Source organism: Actinomadura meyerae, assembly GCF_900188445.1.
Classification (GTDB): Bacteria; Actinomycetota; Actinomycetes; order Streptosporangiales; family Streptosporangiaceae; genus Spirillospora; species Spirillospora meyerae.
The window spans coordinates 26,652-48,855 of record NZ_FZOR01000023.1; the positions used below are offsets into that span (position 1 = coordinate 26,652).

21 protein-coding genes are annotated in these 22,204 nt (G+C 74.5%); 15 read left to right on the forward strand and 6 right to left on the reverse strand.

Features of this window, described 5'->3' with window-relative positions; all coding sequences use genetic code 11:
• Positions 1–62: 62 nt before the first annotated feature.
• From CHF16_RS22645 to CHF16_RS22690, 10 genes are all read left to right on the forward strand, one after another.
• Complete coding sequence (locus CHF16_RS22645) at positions 63–2,804, forward strand: nitrate- and nitrite sensing domain-containing protein (protein WP_089328114.1); 2,742 nt, start codon at positions 63–65, stop codon at positions 2,802–2,804.
• Positions 2,801–3,247 (forward strand): roadblock/LC7 domain-containing protein, encoded by a 447-nt coding sequence (locus CHF16_RS22650; protein ID WP_089328115.1) that lies wholly within the window; start codon positions 2,801–2,803, stop codon positions 3,245–3,247. Before CHF16_RS22645 ends, CHF16_RS22650 begins: the two co-directional genes overlap by 4 nt.
• 1 nt (position 3,248) lies before the next feature.
• Positions 3,249–3,641 (forward strand): DUF742 domain-containing protein, encoded by a 393-nt coding sequence (locus CHF16_RS22655; RefSeq protein ID WP_089328116.1) that lies wholly within the window; start codon positions 3,249–3,251, stop codon positions 3,639–3,641.
• Entirely contained in the window at positions 3,622–4,221 is a 600-nt protein-coding gene (locus CHF16_RS22660) for a GTP-binding protein (protein ID WP_089328117.1), read from the forward strand. The genes CHF16_RS22655 and CHF16_RS22660 overlap by 20 nt, the downstream gene beginning before the upstream one ends.
• Positions 4,222–4,487: 266 nt before the next feature.
• The gene (locus tag CHF16_RS22665; RefSeq protein ID WP_218826786.1) at positions 4,488–5,675 is read left to right on the forward strand and encodes an ROK family transcriptional regulator; all 1,188 of its coding nucleotides are present in this window, start codon (positions 4,488–4,490) and stop codon (positions 5,673–5,675) included.
• Positions 5,676–5,687: 12 nt separating this feature from the next.
• Entirely contained in the window at positions 5,688–7,196 is a 1,509-nt protein-coding gene (locus CHF16_RS22670; RefSeq protein WP_089328118.1) for a sugar ABC transporter ATP-binding protein, read from the forward strand.
• On the forward strand, positions 7,193–8,248 hold the full coding sequence (locus tag CHF16_RS22675; protein ID WP_245869035.1) for an ABC transporter permease: 1,056 nt from the start codon (positions 7,193–7,195) through the stop codon (positions 8,246–8,248). Before CHF16_RS22670 ends, CHF16_RS22675 begins: the two co-directional genes overlap by 4 nt.
• Before the next feature lie 90 nt (positions 8,249–8,338).
• Entirely contained in the window at positions 8,339–9,403 is a 1,065-nt protein-coding gene (locus CHF16_RS22680) for an ABC transporter substrate-binding protein (RefSeq protein WP_089328119.1), read from the forward strand.
• Between the two features lie 118 nt (positions 9,404–9,521).
• The gene (locus CHF16_RS22685; protein WP_089328120.1) at positions 9,522–10,661 is read left to right on the forward strand and encodes a Gfo/Idh/MocA family protein; all 1,140 of its coding nucleotides are present in this window, start codon (positions 9,522–9,524) and stop codon (positions 10,659–10,661) included.
• Positions 10,662–10,663: 2 nt separating this feature from the next.
• Positions 10,664–11,668 carry a sugar phosphate isomerase/epimerase family protein gene (locus CHF16_RS22690; protein ID WP_089328121.1) on the forward strand — a complete coding sequence of 335 codons (1,005 nt, stop codon included), beginning with the start codon at positions 10,664–10,666 and terminating at the stop codon, positions 11,666–11,668.
• A 91-nt stretch (positions 11,669–11,759) separates the two neighbouring features.
• On the opposite strand, the gene CHF16_RS22695 is transcribed toward CHF16_RS22690, so the two are convergent.
• Both CHF16_RS22695 and CHF16_RS22700 read right to left on the reverse strand, forming a co-directional pair.
• On the reverse strand, positions 11,760–12,455 hold the full coding sequence (locus tag CHF16_RS22695) for a cupin domain-containing protein (protein WP_245869038.1): 696 nt from the start codon (positions 12,453–12,455) through the stop codon (positions 11,760–11,762).
• Positions 12,456–12,457: 2 nt separating this feature from the next.
• Positions 12,458–13,042, reverse strand: a complete 585-nt coding sequence (locus CHF16_RS22700; protein ID WP_089328122.1) for a Uma2 family endonuclease — start codon at positions 13,040–13,042, stop codon at positions 12,458–12,460.
• 202 nt (positions 13,043–13,244) lie between these two features.
• Here CHF16_RS22700 and CHF16_RS22705 point away from each other — a divergent pair, with 202 nt between their 5' ends.
• The 4 genes from CHF16_RS22705 to CHF16_RS22720 all read left to right on the forward strand — a co-directional run bounded on the left by CHF16_RS22705 (position 13,245) and on the right by CHF16_RS22720 (position 17,332).
• Positions 13,245–13,814: a DUF1707 SHOCT-like domain-containing protein gene (locus tag CHF16_RS22705; RefSeq protein WP_089328123.1), complete on the forward strand. Its 570-nt coding sequence runs from the start codon at positions 13,245–13,247 to the stop codon at positions 13,812–13,814.
• 111 nt (positions 13,815–13,925) lie between these two features.
• Positions 13,926–16,499 (forward strand): hypothetical protein, encoded by a 2,574-nt coding sequence (locus CHF16_RS22710; RefSeq protein ID WP_089328124.1) that lies wholly within the window; start codon positions 13,926–13,928, stop codon positions 16,497–16,499.
• A 66-nt stretch (positions 16,500–16,565) separates the two neighbouring features.
• The gene (locus CHF16_RS22715; RefSeq protein WP_089328125.1) at positions 16,566–16,793 is read left to right on the forward strand and encodes a helix-turn-helix domain-containing protein; all 228 of its coding nucleotides are present in this window, start codon (positions 16,566–16,568) and stop codon (positions 16,791–16,793) included.
• Positions 16,790–17,332: a Clp protease N-terminal domain-containing protein gene (locus CHF16_RS22720; RefSeq protein WP_089328126.1), complete on the forward strand. Its 543-nt coding sequence runs from the start codon at positions 16,790–16,792 to the stop codon at positions 17,330–17,332. The genes CHF16_RS22715 and CHF16_RS22720 overlap by 4 nt, the downstream gene beginning before the upstream one ends.
• A gap of 284 nt (positions 17,333–17,616) precedes the next feature.
• Here the strand turns inward: CHF16_RS22720 and CHF16_RS22725 are convergent, their stop codons facing one another.
• The 4 genes from CHF16_RS22725 to CHF16_RS22740 all read right to left on the reverse strand — a co-directional run bounded on the left by CHF16_RS22725 (position 17,617) and on the right by CHF16_RS22740 (position 21,298).
• Positions 17,617–17,802, reverse strand: coding sequence for a hypothetical protein (locus CHF16_RS22725; protein WP_089328127.1), 186 nt, complete (start codon positions 17,800–17,802; stop codon positions 17,617–17,619).
• A 145-nt stretch (positions 17,803–17,947) separates the two neighbouring features.
• On the reverse strand, positions 17,948–19,819 hold the full coding sequence (locus CHF16_RS22730) for an endonuclease/exonuclease/phosphatase (RefSeq protein ID WP_245869040.1): 1,872 nt from the start codon (positions 19,817–19,819) through the stop codon (positions 17,948–17,950).
• 124 nt (positions 19,820–19,943) lie between these two features.
• Complete coding sequence (locus CHF16_RS22735; protein WP_089328128.1) at positions 19,944–21,032, reverse strand: alcohol dehydrogenase catalytic domain-containing protein; 1,089 nt, start codon at positions 21,030–21,032, stop codon at positions 19,944–19,946.
• A gap of 74 nt (positions 21,033–21,106) precedes the next feature.
• The gene (locus CHF16_RS22740; protein WP_089328129.1) at positions 21,107–21,298 is read right to left on the reverse strand and encodes a ferredoxin; all 192 of its coding nucleotides are present in this window, start codon (positions 21,296–21,298) and stop codon (positions 21,107–21,109) included.
• A 161-nt stretch (positions 21,299–21,459) separates the two neighbouring features.
• Here CHF16_RS22740 and CHF16_RS22745 point away from each other — a divergent pair, with 161 nt between their 5' ends.
• A complete protein-coding gene (locus CHF16_RS22745; protein WP_089328130.1) occupies positions 21,460–22,173 on the forward strand; it encodes a class I SAM-dependent methyltransferase in 714 nt (237 codons plus the stop codon).
• Positions 22,174–22,204: the final 31 nt, after the last annotated feature.

Consider the following 22,204-nt stretch of genomic DNA (forward strand, 5'->3'; position numbering starts at 1 on the left):
AGCCCCCCAAGCCCGGACGATCCAGTGCAGGAGGACGAGCCAGTGAGCAGGGTCCGCCAGCGGTGAAGGTCCGCGGTTTCTCCTCCATCCGGGCGAGGATCATCCTGCTGGTCCTCGTGCCGCTGCTGGCGCTCGCCTCGCTGTGGGGCTTCCTCACCGGCATCACCTACGGCGACGCGCACCAGCTCCTGCAGAGCCGGGCGTTCCAGCAGAAGACGCTGCTGCCCACGCAGCGGCTCATCAACGCGCTGCAGAAGGAACGCCGGCTGTCGATGACCGAGCTGGGCGGCGCGCGCGTGGAGCCGGGCGCGATGCGGACCCAGCGCAACTCGACCGACGAGGCGGGCGAGGAGTTCCGCGCCGGCGCCCGCGACGGAGGGCTGCGGGACGCGATCCAGCCCGAGGTCGTCCGGCGCATGGACGAGCTGTCCGCCAAGCTCGGCACGCTCCAGTCGCTGCGCCGCGGCGTGGACGAGCGCACCGGCGGCCGCGCCCACGTCCTGCGCGAGTACAGCGAGCTCATCGACGCCTGCTATGCCATCTACACCTCGACCACGCCCGGGGACGGGTCCATCACCGCGAGCGCCCGCACTCTCACCGCGTTCGGTATGGCCCGCGAGTTCATGTCCCGCGAGGACGCCCTGCTGACGGGCGCGCTCGCCGCGGGCCGCATCACCGGCGCCGAGCGCGCCCAGTTCGCCAAGCTGGTCGGGGCGCACCACACGCTGCACGAGATCAACGCGCGCGACCTGCCCGCCGCGGGCAAGGCCCGCTACGACAAGCTCATGTCGTCCCCGGCCTTCATGCAGATGATGAAGCTGGAGGACCAGGTCATCGCGGGCGCCGAGCCGCCGCAGGCCGCCGCGCGCCGGACCCGCACGTCCACGACCCGGGGGACCGGCACCCAGGGAACGACGCCCGCCCACGGCACCGCCGGGACGAGCGCGACACAGGGGCAGACGCAGGGGCACGCGCAGGGACGGCAGCAGACGGGCGCCGCGCGGGGCCCCGCCGTCATCGAGCCGACCGTGTGGCGGTCGGTGGCCGACACCGCCGACGGCGAGCTCTACGAGCTGGAGAACAAGGTCCTCGACGAGATCGCCGCCCGCGGGCGGCACATCGCGGTCGGCGCGTTCACCCGGCTCGGCCTCGCCGGCGGCCTCGGGCTCGTGGCGATCGTGCTGTCGCTGGTCATCGCGATCCGCGTGTCCCGGCGGCTGGTGCGCGAGTGCCGCACGCTCGCGGCCGGCGTGGTGAACTTCACCACCGAGCGGCTGCCCCGGCTCGCCGCGCAGATCATCGCGGGCCGCGGCGCCGAACCGGAGCCGGAACCGGGCATCGACTACCGCATCACCGAGGTCCGGCAGATCGCCGAGTCGTTCGACCGCGCCCGCGCGGCGGTGCTGGAGGCCGCCGAGGGCGAGGTCGCGGCGCGGCGCGGCATCAGCGAGGTGTTCGTCAACCTCGCGCGCCGCAACCAGGCGCTGCTGCACCGCCAGCTCAGCCTGCTCGACAGCATGGAGCGGCGCACCGAGGACCCGTCGGAGCTGTCGGACCTGTTCCGCCTCGACCACCTCGCGACCCGCATGCGCCGGCACGCCGAGGGCCTGGTCATCCTGGCGGGCAAGTCCGCCGGGCGCGGCTGGCGGCGGCCCGTCCCGCTGGTGGACGTGGTGCGCGGCGCCGTCGCCGAGGTCGAGGACTACCCGCGCGTCCGGGTGCAGCCGCTGCCGCGCATCGCGCTGCTCGGCTCCGCCGTCGCCGACGTCATCCACCTGCTCGCCGAGGTGGTGGAGAACGCCACCACGTTCTCGCCGCCGCAGTCGCCGGTGCGGGTCAGCGGGCAGCCGGTGCCGAGCGGGTTCGCGATCGAGATCGAGGACCGCGGGCTCGGCATGACCGAGGAGGCGCTGCGCGCCGCGAACGAGCGGCTCGCGAACCCGCCGGAGTTCGACCCGTCCGACAGCGCCCAGCTCGGCCTGTTCGTCGTGGCGCGGCTGGCGCAGCGGCACGACATCACGGTCACGCTCCGCCCGTCCCCGTACGGCGGGACGACCGCGATCGCGCTGATCCCCGGCTCGCTCATCGTCGAGCACGCGGACGCGGAACCGCCCGCGCGGCGCCCGACCGGGCCGATGCGCGCGCTCCCGGACCGGCCCGCGGCGCTGTCGGCGTCCGCGCGCCCGGCGGTCGAGTCCGGCGGCGTCGTCCGGCTGGTCGCCGAGCCGGAACCGCCCGCCCCGCCGTCGGCGCGGCCGGAACCACCGCAGGAGCGGCCGGAACCACCGCAGGCCCGGCCGGAACCGGCGCAGGCCGCACCCCCCGAGGCGCCGCTGAAGGAGGGCGAGCTGCCCAAGCGCCGCAGGCAGACCCATCTCGCGCCCCAGCTCAAGGAGCGGGTGGACGCGCATCTCGCCGCGCGGGGCCAGGCGCCGCCACCGGGCGCCGAGCCCGCGGGCCGACCGGGCCAGGGGAGCCGGGAGGGGCAGGGGAGCCGGGAGGGGCAGGCGGAGCCCGCCGGGTCGCCGCCCGAGCCGGCCGGGATGCCGCTCGCCGCGCCCGTCCCCATGGACGAGCCCGCGCCGCCCGGCGGCGGGACCGTTCCGCCGGGCGCCGCCCCGGACGCGGCTCCGGGCACGGGCCCGGGCGAGGCTCCGGACGGCGACGCGGCGCGCTCACCCGAGGCGATGCGATCGATGCTGTCCGCCATGCAGGCCGGATGGCGGCGTGGCAGGCAGGACGCGGCCGACGCGGAAGCGCAGGCCGAGCGCAACCCAGGCGACCAGGAGGACGACACCCCATGACACGAGCCCAGCACTCCGGCGCGGAGGTCCCGGGTGGAGCCGGAGGTGACCTGAACTGGCTGCTCGACAGCCTGGTCCAGCGGGTCGCCGCGGTGCAGAACGCGGTCGTGCTGTCCAGCGACGGGCTGAAGATGGCCGCGTCGCGGGGCCTGGCCGCCGAGGAGTCCGACCACCTCGCCGCGGTGGCCGCCAGCTTCCAGAGCCTCGCGCGCGGGGCGGGGGAGTCGTTCGGCGGCGGCCCCGTCCGGCAGACCATCGTGGAGATGGAGTCGTCGTTCCTGTTCGTCACCGCCGCCGGGCGCGGCGCGTGCCTGGCCGTGCTGGCCTCCGCCGACGCCGACCTCGGGATCATCGCCTACGAGATGGCGATGCTCGTCACCCGGGTCGGGCAGCACCTGTCCGCCGACCCGCGGGTGGCCGCGGCCGAGCCGGGCGGCGTGTGAGGTGGGCGGCACGGCCTGGTACGACGACGCTGCGGGGCCGGTGGTCCGCCCGTACGCGGTCACCGGAGGCCGGACGCACTACGACGGCGACGACTTCGACCTCGTCGCGCTGATCGCCGTCGCGGACCCGCCGCCGGAGCCCGCGGACGGCGCGCCGTCCGCGGGACCGTGGGCCCCGGAGCCCGAACATGACATGATCCTGGAGCTTTGCCGCACCCCGTTGTCGGTCGCCGAGATAGCGTCGGATCTGGAACTCCCCCTCGGGGTGGTCCGTGTCCTGCTCGGTGATCTGCTCGACCACTCGCTGATACAGGTCCGGCGTCCCGCGCCGGTGGCGCAGTTCCCCAGCGAGCGCGTACTCAAGGAAGTGATCGATGGAATCCGTGCGCTCTGACGCGGCGGCCCAGCAGGGCGAGTCCGCGCTGACGGTGAAGATCCTCGTGGCCGGTGGTTTCGGCGTCGGCAAGACCACCCTGGTGAGCGCGGTCAGCGAGATCCGTCCGCTGCGCACCGAGGAGGCGCTGACCGAGAAGAGCATCGGGGTCGACGACACCAGCGCCGTCGCGTCCAAGACGACGACGACCGTCGCGATGGACTTCGGCCGCATCACGCTGCCGAACGGCCTCGTGCTGTTCGTCTTCGGCACCCCCGGCCAGGACCGCTTCTGGTTCATGTGGGACGAGCTGGCCAAGGGCGCCCTCGGCGCGGTCGTCCTGGTCGACACCCGCCGCCTGGCCGACTGCTTCGCCTCGGTCGACTACTTCGAACGGCGCGGCGTCCCGTTCATCATCGGCGTCAACCGCTTCGACGGCGCCGGCGTCCACTCGGCCGACCAGGTCCGCGACGCGCTCGACCTCCCCGCCGACGTGCCCGTCATCAACTGCGACGTGCGCGACCGCGAGGACGCCAAGCGCGTGCTGATCACCCTGGTCGAGCACATCATGCGCACCATGAGCGGCCGCCAGTACGCCTAGCAGCACGCCTGGCAGCACGCCTGGCAGCACGCCTGGCAGTACGCCCATTAGCACGCCTGGCCGCACCGCCGTGACGCATCGCTGACGGCCCGTACTCTCCGCGTTCCGCGGGGGTGCGGGCCGTTGCTTTCCGTGACTTTGTCCTCTGGGTGGAGAAAGTTTGGATGATCTAGAGAAAAGGTCTTCTCAAGGCGGCGAAAGCGGGTTACGGTCTCGGCCATGAGACCGGGGTCACACCGCCCCGGGAATCCCGAGAGGACGGCGTGATGCGCATGTCGGCTCGCCCGCAGAACGTGCATCAGGCACGGCTGCTGCGGCTGCTGCGGGACGAGGGGCCGCGGTCGCGCGCCGAGCTCGGCGACGTCGTCCGGCTGTCCCGGTCGAAGCTGGCCGTGGAGCTGGACCGGCTCGTCGAGCTGGGGCTCGTCGAGGGCGCCGGGCTCGCGGCCTCGCGCGGCGGGCGGCGGTCCGGGATCGTGCGGCTGGCGCCGAGCCTGCGGTTCGTCGCCTTCGACATCGGCGCCACCTCGATCGACGTCGCCGTCACCGACGGGACGCTGGAGGTGCTCGGGCACGTCAGCGAGCAGTGCGACGTCCGGCAGGGCGCGACCGTGGTGCTGGAGCGGGCGCTCGACCTGCTCGGCAAGCTGCGCGACGAGGGCCTCATCCCGCAGGTGCACGGCACCGGGATCGGGGTGCCCGGCCCGGTCAGCTTCCGCGACGGCATGCCGGTCGTCCCGCCGATCATGCCGGGCTGGGACCGGTTCCCGGTGCGCGACGCGATCGGCCAGGAGCTCGGCTGCCCGGTGCTCGTCGACAACGACGTGAACCTCATGGCCCTCGGCGAGCTGCACGCCGGGCTCGCCCGGTCGGTGGACGACTTCCTGCTCGTCAAGATCGGCACCGGCATCGGCTGCGGCATCGTGGTGGACGGCGCCATCTACCGGGGCGTGTCCGGCAGCGCCGGGGACATCGGGCACATCCGCGTCGACGACGACGGTCCGATGTGCGCGTGCGGGAACGCGGGCTGCCTGGAGGCGTTCTTCGGCGGCGCGGCCCTCGCGCGGGACGCCGCGGCGGCGGCCCGGTCGGGGGAGTCGCCGGCGCTCGCGGCGCTGCTGGAGGCGCACGGCGAGCTGACCGCCGAGCACGTCGGCGAGGCCGCCGCCGCGGGCGACCCGGCCGCGGTGCGCATCATCCGGGAGGGCGGCCGGCACGTCGGGCAGGTCCTCGCCGGGCTGGTCAGCTTCTTCAACCCCGGCCTGGTGATCATCGCGGGCGGCGTCGCCGGGCTCGGCCACACGCTGCTCGCCGAGATCCGCAGCGTCGTCTACCGCCGGTCCGCGCCGCTCGCGACCGGCAACCTGCCGATCGTGCTGTCCGAACTCGCCGGCGCGGCGGGCGTGGTCGGCGGCGCGCGGCTCATCAGCGACCACGTCTTCTCCGCGTCCTGAGGAGGCCTCCCGATGGAACCGCTGCTGCTCATGCGCGGCATCGTCAAGCAGTTCCCCGGCGTCCGCGCGCTGGACGGCGTCGACCTCGACGTCCGCCCCGGCGAGGTGCACTGCCTGCTCGGGCAGAACGGCGCCGGGAAGTCCACCCTGATCAAGGTGCTGGCCGGCGCGCACCAGCCGGACCGCGGCGAGATCGTCTTCGCCGGCGAGCCGGTGCGGCTGGCCGGGCCGACCGCCGCGATGCGGGCCGGCATCGCCACCATCTACCAGGAGCTCGACCTGGTCGACGGGCTGTCGGTCGCCGAGAACATCTTCCTCGGGCACGAGCGGGCCCGGTTCGGGTTCACCCGGCGCGGGGACGCCGAGCGGGCCGCGCGGGACCTGCTCGGCCGGCTCGGGCACGGGGAGATCCCGCCGCGCCGCGAGGTCGGCCGGCTGCCCGCGGCGGGCAAGCAGGTCGTCAGCATGGCCCGCGCCCTGTCCCACGACGCGCGGCTCATCGTGATGGACGAGCCGTCCGCCGCGCTCGCGCACGACGAGGTCGGCAACCTGTTCCGCATCATCCGCGAGCTGACCGCCGCGGGCGTCGCCGTCGTCTACATCTCGCACCGGCTGGAGGAGATCCGCGAGATCGGCGACCGGGTGACCGTCCTCAAGGACGGCCGGGCCGTCGCGGGCGGCCTGCCCGCCAAGACCACCCCGACCGGCCGGATCGTCTCGCTGATGACCGGCCGGGACGTCGAGTACGTCTTCCCGGAGCGGCCGGAGCCCGGCGGCGAGCGGGCCGAGGTGCTGCGCGTCGAGGGGCTCACGCTGCCCGGCGCGTTCGAGGACGTCTCGCTCACCGTGCGCGCCGGCGAGATCGTCGGGCTGGCCGGGCTCGTCGGGTCCGGGCGCTCGGAGATCCTGGAGACCGTCTACGGCGCCCGGCGGCCCGCGCGCGGGCGGGTGCTCGTGGACGGCCGGCCCGTCCGCCCCGGCGACACCGGCGCGGCGGTGCGGCGCGGCATGGGCATGGCGCCGGAGGAGCGCAAGAGCCAGGCGCTGCTGCTGAACGAGTCCGTCGCCGGGAACGTCAGCGTCGCCGGGCTGTCGCGGTACGCCTCGTTCGGCTGGCTCAACCGGCGCCGCGAGCTGGCCGACGTCCGCCGCCTGATCGCCTCGCTCGACATCCGGCCGCCCGACCCGCGGCGCCCCGTCGTGACGCTGTCGGGCGGCAACCAGCAGAAGGTCGTCCTCGCCCGCTGGCTGCTCGGCTCGACCGGGCTGCGGCTGCTGATCCTTGACGAGCCGACCCGCGGCGTGGACGTCGGCGCCCGCGCCGAGCTGTACGCGGTGATCCGCGAGCTGGCCGGGCGGGGGATCGGGGTGCTGCTGGTGTCCAGCGAGGTCCCCGAGGTGCTGGGGCTCGCCGACCGGGTCCTCGTCGTGCGGGAGGGGCGGGTCGTGCACACCGGCGACGCCCGCGACCTCGACGAGGCCGCCGTGCTCAACATGATCATGGAAGGGAGTGCCCTGTGACCGATACGGGACGCCCTGTGACCAAGCCGGGAGTGGGCGAGCGCGGCGGGACGCTCGTCGCGAAGGAGCCGGGCGGCGGCGGGCCCCGGCGGCTCCTCGCCCGCCTCGGCGCGGGCGGCCGGGAGATGCACCACCTCGGGCTCGTCGCCGCGCTGGTGCTGCTCGCGGCCGTCGGCCTGGTGACCGAGCCGGACAACTTCGCCACCTCCGGCAACATCGTCGGCATCCTGGCGCTCGCCGCCACCATCGGCGTGATCACCGTCGGCCAGACCTTCGTGATCATCGGCGGCGGGATCGACCTGTCCGTCGGGTCGGTGATGGCGCTCGCGTCGGTGTGGGCGACGACGGTCGCGACGCAGTCCTACGGCCCGGCCGTGATGGCGCTGTGCGCGATCCTCGTCGGGACCGGCTCCGGCGTCGTGACCGGGCTGCTGATCTCCTACGGCCGGATGGTCCCGTTCATCGCGACGCTCGCGATGCTCGTCGCGGCGCGGGGCCTCGCGCAGCGGATGTCGGACCGCAAGACCCAGCTCGTCCGGCCCGAGAACGACGCGATCGAGGCGCTGTCCACCACGAAGCTGCTCGGGCTGCCCCTCGTCGTCTACATCTTCGCGGCCGTGGCGATCGCCGGGTGGCTGCTGCTCAACCGCACCACGTTCGGCCGCCGGACGTTCGCGGTCGGCGGCAACCCGGAGGCGGCGCGGCTGGCCGGCATCGACGTCCGGCGGCACACCCTGCTGCTGTACGCGCTGTCCGGGTTCTGCTGCGGCATCGCGGCGCTCATCATCATGGCGCGCACCACCACCGGGTCCAGCACCCACGGCGACCTCTACGAGCTGGACGCGATCGCCGCCGTCATCATCGGCGGCACGCTGCTCACCGGTGGCCGCGGCACCGTCGTCGGGTCGATCCTCGGCGTGCTGATCTTCACCGTCATCACCAACCTGTTCATCCTGAACGGCCTGCAGACCAGCGACCAGCTCATCGCCAAGGGCGTGATCATCGTGATCGCCGTGCTGCTGCAGCGCCGCGGGCTCCGCTCGCCCACCTGACCCCCGTCCACCCACCCCCCAGGTCCAGCGCCGCGCGCCGCGGGGAGGCGCGCGGCGGGGGACGCCCCATCCCTTCACCAGGAGCACGTCATGCGTGATCAGAGCCCTCGTCCCACCCGCAGAGGCGTCCTGTTCTCCGGCGCCGTCGTCGCGGCCGGCGGCCTCGCCGCCGCCTGCACCAGCAACAGCGAGAAGGACGACCCGGCGCCCGCGGCGCAGGCCGGGTCGCTCGCCGGCGACAACGACAAGCCGGGCAAGCAGGTCACCCTCGGGTTCTCCGCGCCGGCCGCCGACCACGGCTGGATCGCGGCGATCGCCAAGAACGCCGAGGCGCAGGCCAAGAAGTACCAGGACGTGACGTTCAAGCCGGTCGAGCCGACCAACGACATCAACCAGCAGATCTCCGCCGTCGAGTCGCTGATCCGGGCGAAGGTGAACGTGCTGGTGATCCTGCCGAACGACGGCGAGCAGCTGAACCAGGTCGCGCGCAAGGCGATGGACGCCGGCATCCCCGTCGTCAACCTCGACCGCGTCTTCCCCGACAAGCTGTCGTACCGGACGTGGATCGGCGGCGACAACTACGGCATGGGCGTCTCCGCCGGCCACTACATCGGCAAGAAGCTGAAGGACAAGGGCGTCTCGAACCCGGTGATCCTGGAGATCCAGGGCATCGCGACGCTGCCGCTGACGCAGGAGCGCAGCAAGGGCTTCGCGGACGCGCTCAGGGCCTACGGCTTCAAGGTCACCGCGCAGCAGGACGCGAAGTTCACCGTGGAGTCCGGCAACCAGGTCGCCTCCAACCTGCTGCAGGCGCACAAGAAGATCGACGCGGTGTGGAACCACGACGACGACCAGGGCGTCGGCGTGCTCGCCGCGATCAAGCAGTCCGGCCGCAAGGAGTTCTTCATGGTCGGCGGCGCCGGGTCCGCCAACGCGATGCGGGAGATCAAGTCGGGCGGCGGCGTGCTGGAGGCGACCGTCACCTACCCGCCGACGATGGCCGCGTCCGCGATCAAGCTGGGCCGGCTCATCGCGCAGGGCAAGGGTATGGCCGACCTCGTGGAGCTCCAGGTGCCCCAGTCGGTCACGCTGGCGTCCGAGACCGTCACCAAGGACAACGTCGACACGTACATGCCGCTCGGCTTCGAGTCCTGAGCGACGGGGGCGCCGGCGCGCCCGCCCGCCGCGGCGGGCGCGCCGGCCCCGCGGGGCGGGGGGCGTCCCGGAGGACGACCCGCGAGCCCGGAAGACCACACAGAGAGGTGAGCTGAACATGACGACCGTCGGAGTCGGGATGGTCGGGCACGCGTTCATGGGACGCGCCCACTCCCAGGCGTGGCGCAGTGTCGGGCCGTTCTTCGGGCCGCCGCTGACGCCCGTCATGACCGCCCTGGCCGGACGCTCCGCCGACCGGGTCCGCGCCGCCGCCGACGCGCTCGGCTGGGCGTCGGTCGAGACCGACTGGAAGGAGCTGCTCCGCCGCGACGACGTCCAGCTCGTCGACATCTGCACGCCGGGCGACAGCCACGCCGAGATCGCCGTCGCCGCGCTGGACGCCGGCAAGCACGTCCTGTGCGAGAAGCCCCTCGCCAACTCCGTCGCCGAGGCCGAGGCGATGGCCGCCGCCGCGGAGCGGGCGCGCGAGCGCGGGATCCGCTCGATGGTCGGGTTCAACTACCGGCGCGTCCCGGCGGTCACCCTCGCGCGGCGGCTCGTGGAGGAGGGCCGCATCGGGACCGTCCGGCACGTCCGGGCGCAGTACCTCCAGGACTGGCTCGCCGACCCGGCGGCGCCGTTCACCTGGCGGCTGGACCGTGACAGGGCCGGGTCCGGGTCGCTCGGCGACATCGGCGCGCACATCATCGACACCGCGCAGTTCATCACCGGGCAGTCGCTCGTCGGGGTGTCGGCGCTGATGGACACCTTCGTCCCCGAGCGGCCCCTGCCCGGCGGCGGCACCGCCCAGGTCACCGTGGACGACGCGGCCCTGTTCATCGGGCGCACCGACGGCGGCGCGCTCGCCTCGTTCGAGGCCACCCGGTTCGCCACCGGGCGCAAGAACTCGCTGCGCATCGAGGTCAGCGGCTCGTCCGGCGCGCTGTCGTTCGACCTGGAGGCGCTCAACGAACTGTGGTTCTACGACCGGGCGGAGGACGACGCGACCGCCGGGTTCCGCCGCATCGTCGTCACCGAGCCCGTCCACCCGTACGCCGGGCACTGGTGGCCGCCCGGCCACATGCTCGGCTACGAGCACACCTTCACCCACCAGATGGCCGACCTGCTCACCGCCATCGCGGACGGCACCGACCCCCGGCCGTCGTTCGCCGACGGGCTGCAGGTCCAGCGCGTCCTCGCCGCGGTCGCCGACAGCGCGGCCTCCCGCGGCTGGGTCGACGTCGAAGGGAGCGCATGACCATGGCACGACCGATCACCCTGTTCACCGGCCAGTGGGCGGACCTGCCGTTCGAGGAGGTCTGCCGGCTCGCCTCCGGCTGGGGCTACGAGGGCCTGGAGATCGCCTGCTGGGGCGACCACTTCGAGGTCGACAAGGCCCTCGCCGACGACGACTACGTCCCGCGCAGGCTGGAGACGCTCGCCAAGCACGACCTGAAGGTGTGGGCGATCTCCAACCACCTGGTCGGGCAGGCCGTGTGCGACAACCCCGACGAGCGGCACAAGGCGATCCTGCCCGAGCGGATCTGGGGCGACGGGGAGGCCGAGGGCGTCCGGCGCCGCGCCGCCGAGGAGATCAAGGACACCGCGCGGGCCGCCGCCAAGCTCGGCGTCGACACCGTCGTCGGCTTCACCGGCTCGTCGATCTGGCACACGGTCGCGATGTTCCCGCCGACCCCCGACGCTATGGTGGAGCGCGGCTACGCCGACTTCGCCGAGCGCTGGAACCCGATCCTGGACGTGTTCGACGAGGTCGGCGTCCGGTTCGCGCACGAGGTCCACCCGAGCGAGATCGCCTACGACTACTGGACGACCGTCCGGACGCTGGAGGCCATCGGGCACCGCCCCGCGTTCGGGCTGAACTTCGACCCGTCCCACTTCGTGTGGCAGGAGCTCGACCCGGTCGGGTTCCTGTTCGACTTCCGCGACCGGATCTACCACGTCGACTGCAAGGACACCAAGGTCCGCACGGGCGACGGCCGGCGCGGGCGGCTGTCGTCGCACCTGCCGTGGGCGGACATGCGGCGCGGCTGGGACTTCATCTCCACCGGCCGCGGCGACGTGCCGTGGGAGGACGTCTTCCGCGCCCTCAACGCGATCGGCTACGACGGCCCCATCTCGGTCGAGTGGGAGGACGCCGGCATGGACCGCCTCCAGGGCGCGCCCGAGGCGCTGGAGTTCGTCCGCGGGCTGAACGCCATGACGCCGCCGGAGGGCGCGTTCGACGCCGCGTTCTCGTCCGACTGAGCGTTCTCGTCCGACTGAGCGTTCTCGTCCGACTGAGCCTTCTCGTCTGACTGAGCGTCCTCGTCCGACTGAGCGTTCGGTTCAGGGGGAGTCACGGCAGGGCGCGGAAGTCGGCGAAGTCGAAGCCGGGGGAGACCACGCAGCTGACGAGGACCTCCTCGTCCCTGGCGGGGCGCGCGGCCTGCCACACGCCGGGCGGCACGACGGCCTGGGGGACCTGCCCGTCCGCCAGGCCGTCGCCCAGCAGCACGGTCTCCGGGTCGCCGGACGGGCGGTCGCCGTCGCCGCCGAGCAGCAGCGCCAGCGGCCCGCCGCGGTGCCACAGCCACACCTCGGCGGACCGCACGGCGTGCCACATCGACTCCTCGCCGGGCGGCAGCAGGAAGTAGATGGCGGTCGCGCTCGCGCGCTCGCCCGGATAGCCGTCCGGGACGAGGGAGACGCCCGACCGCCACGTCTCCCGGTACCAGCCGCCCTCGGGGTGCGGCAGCAGGTCGAGCGCGGCGGCGGTGGCGGGCCGGTCGAGCAGCGCCGCGTGCCGCCCGTCCGGGCCGCGCCGCAGGTACCGGACGCGGGACGCGGTCGTCGTGTCGATCGTCCCGCGGCCGGGGACGGCGCCCGGCGCGGGGTCGAGCTCGACGGCGACGACCTGCCCGCCGCCGGGGAACGCGTCGTCGGCGACGGCGAGCGCGGCCTCCTCCGGCGCCCACACCGCCCCCGCGTCCGAGAGGACGAAGCGCGGCCCGGCCGCGGCCCGCCAGGCGTCCAGCGTCGTGATCAGCAGCACGGTCAGTCCATTTCGGAGAGGCGGGCCGGGTCGAAGGCGATCGGGTAGGGGCGGTCGACGGCGAGGACGTCGCCCGAGCGCGCCCTGCCCGCCACCTCGTAGCGGCCGTCCCGCAGTTCGAGCAGCGTGACGGCGGGGCGCGGCTCCAGGTCGACCAGCCAGTAGTGCGGGATGCCCGTCGCGGCGTACTCCTCGACCTTGCGGACGCGGTCGATCTGCTCGTTGACCGTCCGCGGCGTGACGACCTCGGCGACCAGGATGAGGTCGGGGCCGTAGTAGGTGCGGGTCTGCCGCTCCAGGGCGGTGCGGGCGACGTCGCGGGCCACGGCGAAGACGTCGGGCTTGCGGATGCCGGACGGCGTCGTCACGTCCTGCGGGGCGCCCGCGATGTGGACGTCGGCGTCCGCCTGGCGCGCCGCGTCCTTCAGCACGGTCTTCAGCTGCTCGGCGGCGTGGTCGTGCCACAGGTCCCCGGGCAGCTCGTTCAGCCAGCCGTCGGCGAGCTCGTAGCGGCGGCCCTCCTCGGGAAGGGCGTCGAGGTCGTACAGCGTGTACGGGCCGTGCGCGCGGCCGAGCGTCCCGCCCATGGATCGTCCCCCCTCTCCTCGATCTACGGGCGGTTCCGAATCTAGCGGACCGGCGTCCGAAGGGGCCGTAAGCATGATCGCGCGTCGGGATGCGGCCGAATGTCTCGATCGCCGCGCGGCGGCGAGTTACGATGTATCGCGTTTGACCCTCCACATGCTGGAGGGTGCAGGCTGCGAGGGCCGGCCTCGAAGGAGAGATGCGATGAGCGTCGAACAGCATCCCGCACTGCGCGCCTCGGACCGCGACCGCGACGAGATGCTCGTCCGGCTGCACACCGCCTTCGCCGAGGGGCGGCTCGACGAGCCCGAACTGGACGAGCGCATCGACCGCGTGCTGGCGGCCCGCACCCACGCCGACCTGGGCGCGGTGGCCGCCGACCTGCCGTCCGCCCGCAGCGCCCCGCCCTGTCCCGGGGCCGCGCCCGCCGGGCGGTTCCAGCTCGCCTACAAGACCTCGGTCACCCGGGCCGGGCGGTGGCGGCTGCCCGAGCGGTTCACGACCGTCGTCTACAAGGGGTGCGGGACGCTCGACCTCCAGGCCGCCGAGCTGCTGGGCCGGACCGCGGTGCTGCGGGTGCTCGCCTACAAGTCCACGGTCGAGATCATCGTGCCGCCCGGCATCCGCGTGGAGGCGGAGGGGGCGGGGATCTCCACCGAGGCGCACGGCGATCCGGTGCACGGCGATCCGCTGCACGGTGCCCCCGTCGTCCATGTCCGGGGTTATGCGTACAAGGGGGCTATCCGCGTGAAAGGTCTGATACGTCGGCTCTGAAGTGATAGAACGCTCCAGCGGCCCCCTAGGCCGCCGTTCACGCGGATGTCGGTACACGGCGTCCCGTGGCGCGATTTGATGGTGGTCCGACAGGACCGTGAAGGAGCGCGTGTGACGGCGAGCACCCCGGAGCAGGACGAGGCCCCGCGGACGGCCGGAGACGAGCCGGCGGGCTCCCGCCAGGCCCGGCGCCGGCTGACGTTCGGCGTCGCCGGCGACATCGCCGACCTCCCGGCCGCCCTCTCGCCCTGGCAGCGCGCCTACGAGGCATGGCGGGCCGCCGGGCTGACCTGGGGGCACGGCGCCCCGCCCCGCGAGCGCGCGAAGGCCGCATCCCCCCGCGAGACCGCCGAGTCGGAGCCCGCGACCGAGGCGGCCGCGCCGAAGCCTCCGAAGCCTCCGAAGCCCGCCAAATCTGGGAAGCCCGCCAAGGCCGGGAAGCCTGCGAAGGCGGAGAAGTCCGCGAAGGCCGGGAAGTCCGCGGAGCCCGCGAAACCGGCCAAGCCTGCCAAGACCTCGAAGGCCGCGAAGCCCGATCCCGGGGACGTGCTGGTCGCCGGTCCGTCGAAGCACGCGCAGCCGCCGGCGCGCAAGCCGGTGCTGTGGCGCAGGCTGCGGGTGCGGGCGGCGGTCGGTGGGGTGCTCGTGCTCGCCGCCGCCGGGACGATCGTCGCGGTGGCGCAGCGCGCGGACTCTCCCGCCGAGCCGGGCATCCCGGGTCCCGTCGCCGCCGACGGGCTGTTCGCCCCCGACCCGGCCGCCGCGTCCGACGGCCTCGTGCAGAACCTCACCTCCGTCGCCTCCGCCGGAGCGGCGATCGTCGCCGCCGGCACCGAGGGCCCCGGCGCGCCCGCCGCGGCGCGGGCGCGCTTCCTGGTCTCCACCGACGCGGGCCGCGCCTGGGCGCTCGCCGAGATCCGCACGCCCGACGGTGCCGCGCCCCCGTCCGGGGAGGCCCCGCTCTTCGTCGCCGGCGCGGCCGGGCACTGGGCGGCGCTCGGCCGGACGCCCTCCGGCGCCGCGGTCGCGTGGACGAGCGAGGACGCCCGCACCTGGACCCGCCGCCCGGCGGGCACCGCCTTCACACCGTCCGACCAGGTGACCGGGCTGACCCGCACCGCCCAGGGCTTCCTCGCCGTGGGCGCGGCGAAGGGGCGCGCCGTCACCTGGACCTCCGCCGACGGGCGGGCCTGGCAGCGCGGCACCGCCCCGGCCGCCACCCGCCTCGACGGCGTGGCGGCGTCCGGCGCCGTCGTCGTGGCGCACGGCACGACCGCCAGGAAGGTCGTCAAGAAGCGGGGCCGCAAGAAGGTCACCCGGACGGTGGTGGGCGAGGGGTTCTGGCGGTCCCCGGACGGCGGCCGGACGTGGGCCGCCGCGTCCGTGGCGCAGGCGCAGGGCTCCTACGGGCCCGCGAAGGGCCTCGCCGTGGGGCCGGGCGGGTTCGCGACCGTCCGCGAGGGCAAGCAGGCGACCGGGAGCAAGAAGCGCCGCAAGACCGCCCGGTTCGGAGTCCTGTTCACCTCGCCGGACGGCCTCAAGTGGCGGCCGGCGGGCCGGTTCGGCGGTGGCGGCATCGAGCGGTTCGGCGGCACGCCGGACGGTCTCGCCGCCATCGTGCGCGGCGCGAAGGGCGTGCGCACGGTCCTGCGCAGCACCGACGGCCGCACCTGGCGGCCCGGCGGCACGGTCCCGGCGCCCGTGCGCGCCACCGGGCTGACGGTCGCCACCGGCGGCGCGCTCGCGATCGCCGGCGGGCAGGGCGCCGACGCCTACCTGCACGGCGTCGACCTGAAGGCCGTGCCGGGCGCCGTCAACCCCGAGCGCTCGGTCAGGGCGCTCGCCGCGGGGCCCGCGATGGCGGTCGCGGTCGGCAGCACCAACGGCGCCGCCGCGCTGTGGACCGCGCCGGACGGCCGGCGCTGGGCGCGGGCGCAGATACCCCCCGGCCGCATGCTGACGGACGCCGTGCACGGCGGCCGCGGCTGGGCGGCCGTGGGCCGCACCGCAGGGGCCGTGGCCGCGCCGCTGGTGCTGACCTCGCCGGACGGCCGGGCCTGGCAGAAGGCCGCGTTCCCCGCCGGGCCGGTGCCGGTCGCCGTCGCGGCGGGCCCGTCCGGGTACGTCGCGGTCGGCCCCCGCACGGCCTGGCGCTCCGCCGACCTCCGCACCTGGAGCCGCGCGGTCCTCGACGGTGTCCCGGCCGACATCGCCGCGGCGGACGGTGCCTACGCGGCGGTCGGCGCGCGCGGCAAGGCGCCCGCCGTCTGGACGTCCCCGGACGGCGTGAAGTGGACGGCCGCCAAGACGCCGCCCGGCTTCACCGCGCCCCTCACCGGGGTGGCCGCGCACGGCCGCACCCTCGTGGCGCTCTCCGCGACGGCGAACGCACTGGTCTCCACCGACGCCGGGGCGACCTGGACGCAGCGCAACCTCGGCCCCGGCCTGACCGCCGCCGCCGTCACCGCCACCCCGCAGGGCTTCGTGGTGACCGCCGCCACCGGGAGCGACGCCGCCGTCCTCACCTCCCCGGACGGCACGACCTGGCGCCGCCTCGGCGTCGCCGGGCTGAGCGGCCACGGCGAGCAGCGGCTCACCGCGCTGACCACCCTGGGCGCGCACCTCATCGCGACGGGCACCGACGAAAGCGGCCCCACCCTCTGGCACACTCCCGTTCCGGAATAGCCGCCGGCTCCGGGCGATGTGTCAGCCTGGGCTGACAAATCACGGATGTCAGCCTAGGCTGACGTCATGACGTCCGTGAGGGAACTGGCGGAGGCCGCCGACAGTGCCGATCCCGCGGTGGGGCTCGCCGCCGTGGCGGCGCTGCGCAGGCTCACCGACGAGCTGGAGGCGCTGCACGTCCGCAACGCGCGTGCGCAGGGATGGTCGTGGCAGGCCGTCGCCGCCGCGCTCGGTGTGCGGCGCCAGTCCGTCCACAAGAAGCACGCCGCACGGCTGAGCGGGGAGAGGCGATGACCATGCTCGACAGGTTCGCACCGGACGCGCGGCGCACGGTCGTGCGCGCCGGAAGGCTGGCGGTCGAGTCGGAGCGCGCCTGCCTGACCGACGCTTTCCTGCTCGCCGCGCTCGCCGAGGCCCGCCCGGTCGGCGCCGCGCCCGACGACGTCGGGGCGGCCGCGGGCGCGCGTCCCGGCCGGGACCGCGAACTTCTCGCGACCCTCGGCATCGACCTCGACGAGGTGCGGCGCCGGGTGGGCGAGGCGACGGCGGCCCGCGCGGACGACCCGGCGCTGTGGACGCTGCGGCGCGCGCCGCTGCATCCGCTGCGGGTCACCCTGGCGGGGCCGAGCACCGCGATCGTGCTGGACGAGAGCGCCCGCAAGGCCGTCGAGGTCGCGTTCTGGGCCGCGCGCCGCGCGCACCGCGCGCACGCCGGCCTGGACGACCTGCTGTGGGGCCTGCTGGCCGACGGCGCCGGCGGGGCGGTGGGCGTCCTCCGGGACCTCGGCGTCGACCGGGGAGCGCTGTGGGCGGATCTCCGCCGCGCGGCCTAGCGGCATCCGGCCGCGCCTACGTGTGACCGGTGGGGGTCAGCCGTTGCAGCCGCAGGAGCAGCCCTTCGCGCAGGAGCATCCGCCGCCGTGTCCGCAACTGCAGTCTTTTTTCGTCATGGGCGGAAAGTAACCCTCTGGGCACTGCGCGGTCTATGACCGGGACGCGATGTGCGCCTGTCCATCGCGATGTGCGCCTGTCCATCGCGATGCGCGCCTGTCCATAGGGACACGGGCCGCCCCGTGGCGGGGGACGTCGGGGGCGGCCCGTGCCCGGTTCGGGGGGCTCAGAAGTCGATGTGGAAGTCGACCCCGAGCAGGACGAGGATCCACAGGAAGACGGCCAGCAGCGCGCTCACGACGCGCTGGACGAGGTTCTCGTCGATGTAGCCGCGGTCCCAGGCGATGAACACGCCGATGATGATGTAGATGAGGCCGAGCAGGCCGATGTGCGGCCTGTAGCGGGTCGCCATGGAGGGCGTCTCCTCCCGGTGGGGGGTGTGACGAACCATCGGTGCCCGGCCGGGTCGGAGAATAACACCGGCGGTATTCCGGACCATGCCATGACGATCGTTTCGGCATCTCCCAAATCGGGAGGCGGCTACTTCCCGGACATGTCTACTTCCCGGACATGTCGATGCGGACCACCGTCGGGTCGCGCTCGCCCGCCCGGTCCGCGAACTCCGCGTTGCGGTGCACGATGTCGAACTCGTGCTTGCGCTTGCGCAGCGACGCGCTGAGCAGGATGTGGTCGAGGTCCTCGGCGTTGCCGCCCGTCACCGCGGTGTAGCGGTCGACCGCCGGCAGTTCGGCGGGCAGGTCGGCGAGCCCGGCGCCGGGGGTGCGCCAGGCGCCGGTGGTGAGGGTGCGCAGCGGCGTGGACGTCCCGCGGTCGTTGAGGTCGCCCGCGACGATCACCCGCGCGTTCGCGTCCACCTTGCGGACCGCGTGCACGAAGCCCGTCACCGTCCGGGCCTGCGCGAAGCGGCGCCACCCGGTGGGCTGGGACGGCGGCTGCCGCCGGCCGAACAGCGGCTGGTCGTCGCCGGTCCGCGGGTACCACCGGTTCGCGATCACGATGAACCGGTGGCCGCGCCAGGTCAGCTCCCCGGCGAGCGGCTTCTGCGTGCCCGCCCAGGCGGCGTCGCGGGGCGCGATCCGGCCGGGGCTGAGCGTCAGCGCGGCGGTGCCGCCGCGCCGGACGACGCGGGCCGCGGTGACGGCCGGGTCGGGCCGGTCGGACGGCGCGTCCGGGATCGGGTCGCCGGGCGCGGGGCGGTCGACGAACGCCAGGCCCCGGTCGGTGCGGAACAGGAACCCGGACCGCTCGTTGTCGCCGTCCTCGCCGCCGTCGGCGTTGTCGCGGGGGTCCACCGAGCGCCAGTCGTAGGCGGGGCCGCCCGCCGCGCTGATCGCGGTGACGAGCTGCGCGACGGTCTGGTCGGTGGCGACGGTGCCGTCATCCTCGGGGCCGCTGTTGTCGCCGACCCCGCTGACCGCGATGAGGTCGGGGGAGCGCAGGCCGTGCACGATGTCGTCGGCGAGCGCGGCGAACCGGGCGGGCGGCGCGTCCGGGTGCAGCCCGTCGAGCGCGGCGGTCGCGACGGCCATCTCGCCGGGCCGCTGCGGGCGCGTCGACTCGCGGGCCAGCGTGCCCGCGGCGCGCTTCGGGGCGGCGGTGAGCAGCAGCTTGTAGTCGCCGTAGGAGTAGTCGAGGACGCCGTGGTTCACGCCGGGCAGCCGGTCGCCGACGTTCATGGCGGGCAGCGGGGCGAGCGCGTCGTCGAGGATGATCCGCTCGGGGTTGGGGTCGCGGTCGCGCAGCAGGATGCCGCCGCGCGCGGTCCGCACCCCGGCGCCGGCGCCGTTCGCGGGCAGCACCGGCAGCTCGCCGTAGCGGGACGGGCCGACCGCGACGGCGTCGCCGATCGCGATCCGCATCCCTTCGAGGGCCTCGTAGAAGTCGAGGCCCTCGCGGCGCGGGTCGAAGCCGCCGCCGCGCTCCACGTCGCCGTGCCCGCGGTCGACCACGGCGCCGGGGGCGCGGCGGCCGTGCGGGCCGCCGAGCACGACCGGCGGCGGCAGCGGCCGCCCGTGCGCGGTGACGGCGACGGCGGTGGCGTCGATCTCGGTGCGGGTCAGGCCGCCGGAGGACGCGCCGTCCGGGCGGAACTCGCTGACCCGGCCGTCCACCCGGACGGCGTCGCCGACGGCGGCTTCGGGGCGGGTCCGGGTGAAGACGTAGATCCCCTCGGACGTCGCCGCGCTCCGGTCGGGATGCGGGTCCTGCATCCAGAAGCCGTTCACGGTCACGGCCGTCACGACGCCGGGGACCCGGGCGACCCGGGCGCCGTTCAGCGGCGAGATGTGCGCGGCGCCCTGGATGTCGTGGATGCGGGCCGGGCGGGGGGCTGCGGAAGCGGGGGACGCGAGGGCGACGGGCGCGGCGACGGCCGCCGCGGCCAGGATCGTCCCCAAACCGTGGATCACCCGAAGGATGATACGGGCGGGACGGCCCCGGCCGCGCCTCGTCGCGGACTCCGCGGGCCCGTCTTCGGTGCGGGCCCGTTCCGGGCCGGATCAGTCGAACAGCCGGATCAGTCGAACGGCCGGATCAGTCGAACAGGACGACCTGGCGGATCACTTCGCCGTCGGTGAGCGCCCGGACGGCGTCGTTGAGGTCGCCGAAGCCGATCCGGCGGGTGATGAGGCCGTCGATGTCGAGCTTCCCGGCCCGCCACAGGTCGACGAACAGCGGGATGTCGCGCTTGAGGTCGCAGCCGCCGTACAGGGACGCCTTGACGCTCTTGCCGTCGAACAGCAGCGCGAACGCGGTCTGGCTCCAGCTGTCGTCGGCGGCGCCCGCGCCGACCACGATGACGTCGCCGCCGCGCCGGGTGGCGTTCCACGCCGTGGTGATGGCCGCGGACTTGCCGACGACCTCGAAGACGTAGTCGAAGCCCGCGCCGCCGGTGAGCAGCCCCTTGGCCTCGTCCAGGCCGTCCAGCGTCGCGGTGTGGGTGGCGCCGAACCGCTCGGCGACCGGGTGCTTGGCCTCGTTCGGGTCGATCGCCAGGATCGTGGCCGCCCCGGCGATCTTGGCGCCCTGGATCACCGAGAGCCCGACGCCGCCCGCGCCGACGACCGCGACCGTGCTGCCCGGCGCGACCTTCGCGGTGTTGAACACCGCGCCGACGCCGGTGGGGACGCCGCAGCCGAGCAGGGCCGCGTACTCGAACGGGATGTCCTCGGCGACCTTGACGACGCCCCGCCGGGGGAGCACGACCTCCTCGGCCCAGGTACCGGTGCCCGCCATGCCGAACGCCGGGCTGCCGTCGCCGAGCCGGAAGGCCGGCTCGCTGAACGACCGCGCCAGGTGGGTCATGCACAGGTACGGCTCACCGCGCAGGCACTCGGCGCACTCGCCGCAGTCCGGCGTCCAGTTGACGACGACGTGGTCGCCGGGCGCGACGCCGGTCACCCGGTCGCCGACCTCCGTGACGACGCCCGCGCCCTCGTGCCCGATGACGGTCGGCAGCGCCGCCGGCAGCACGCCGCTCATGGTCGACAGGTCCGAGTGGCAGACCCCCGTCGCCTTGATCTTGACCTTGACCTGGTCGGGACCCGGATCGATCGTCGAGACGTCGTCGCGCAGGTCGAGTTCCTTGTCGCCGACCGCATGCAGGACCGCGGCACGTGCCATCGCTGCCTCCACGTTGAGGAGAGGAAAGGGGGAGAGGGGACGGGGGGACGGGGCGGGGACAGGGCGGAGGGCGGCTACTCCTCCAGCGTCAGCGCGGCCTTCGGGCACGACCGCACCGCGTGCCGGACGCGGTCCTGCTGGTCGGCCGGGACGTCCGGCTGGAGGATCTGGAGCTCGTCGTCGTCGTTCAGGTCGAAGACCTCCGGTGCGAGCCCGACGCACACGGCGTTCGCCTCGCACACCAGCGGGTCGACTCGTACTCTCATCGTTTCTCCGTTCCAGGGTGCACCGTGACCGCCAACCTACCGAACCAGGTTCGGAAAGGGGCGCCCACCCCCGAAAGTAGAACACGTTCCAGTCTGGCTGGGCAAGACCGGCGTCCCGCCCCCGGAGCGCGGATAGTAGGGTGCCCCGACGGAGGAGATCGATGACCCACAGCAAGGCGTCCGCCGACCCGGGGACGACCCCCCAAGCCGCCCCCGAGATGCCCTCGGAGCTGCTGCGCGCCGCGCGCACGGCCAAGGGCTTCATGCCGGACGACGAGGGCCGCGCGCTCTACCAGACGGGCCTCGGCTACGGGGCGCGCCTCGCCGCGACCGGCCCCATGCTCGAAGTCGGCACCTACTGCGGCAAGTCCGCCGTCTACCTGGGCGCCGCCGCCCGGGAGGCGGGCACCGTCCTGGTCACCGTCGACCACCACCACGGCTCGGAGGAGAACCAGGCGGGCTGGGAGCACCACGACCCGTCCCTGGTCGACCCGAGCACCGGCCGCATGGACACGCTGCCGACCTTCCGCAAGACGATCGGCGCCGCCGGCCTGGAGGACGAGGTCGTCGCCATCGTCGGCCAGTCGCGCACGGTGTCGGCGCTCTGGCGGACGCCGCTGGCGCTGCTGTTCATCGACGGCGGGCACGCCGAGGAGCACGCCCAGGGCGACTACGAGGGCTGGGCCCCGCACGTCGCCGTCGGCGGGGCCCTCGTCATCCACGACGTCTTCCCCGACCCGAAGGACGGCGGGCAGGCGCCCTACCACCTCTACCTGCGCGCCCTGGAGAGCGGCGCCTTCGAGGAGCGCCGGGTGGTGGGGTCGCTGCGCGTCCTGGAACGCGTCAGCGACGCCGACCCCCTCGGCACCCGGTAGCTGGGCACCCGGTAGCCCGCGGCCCGGCCCG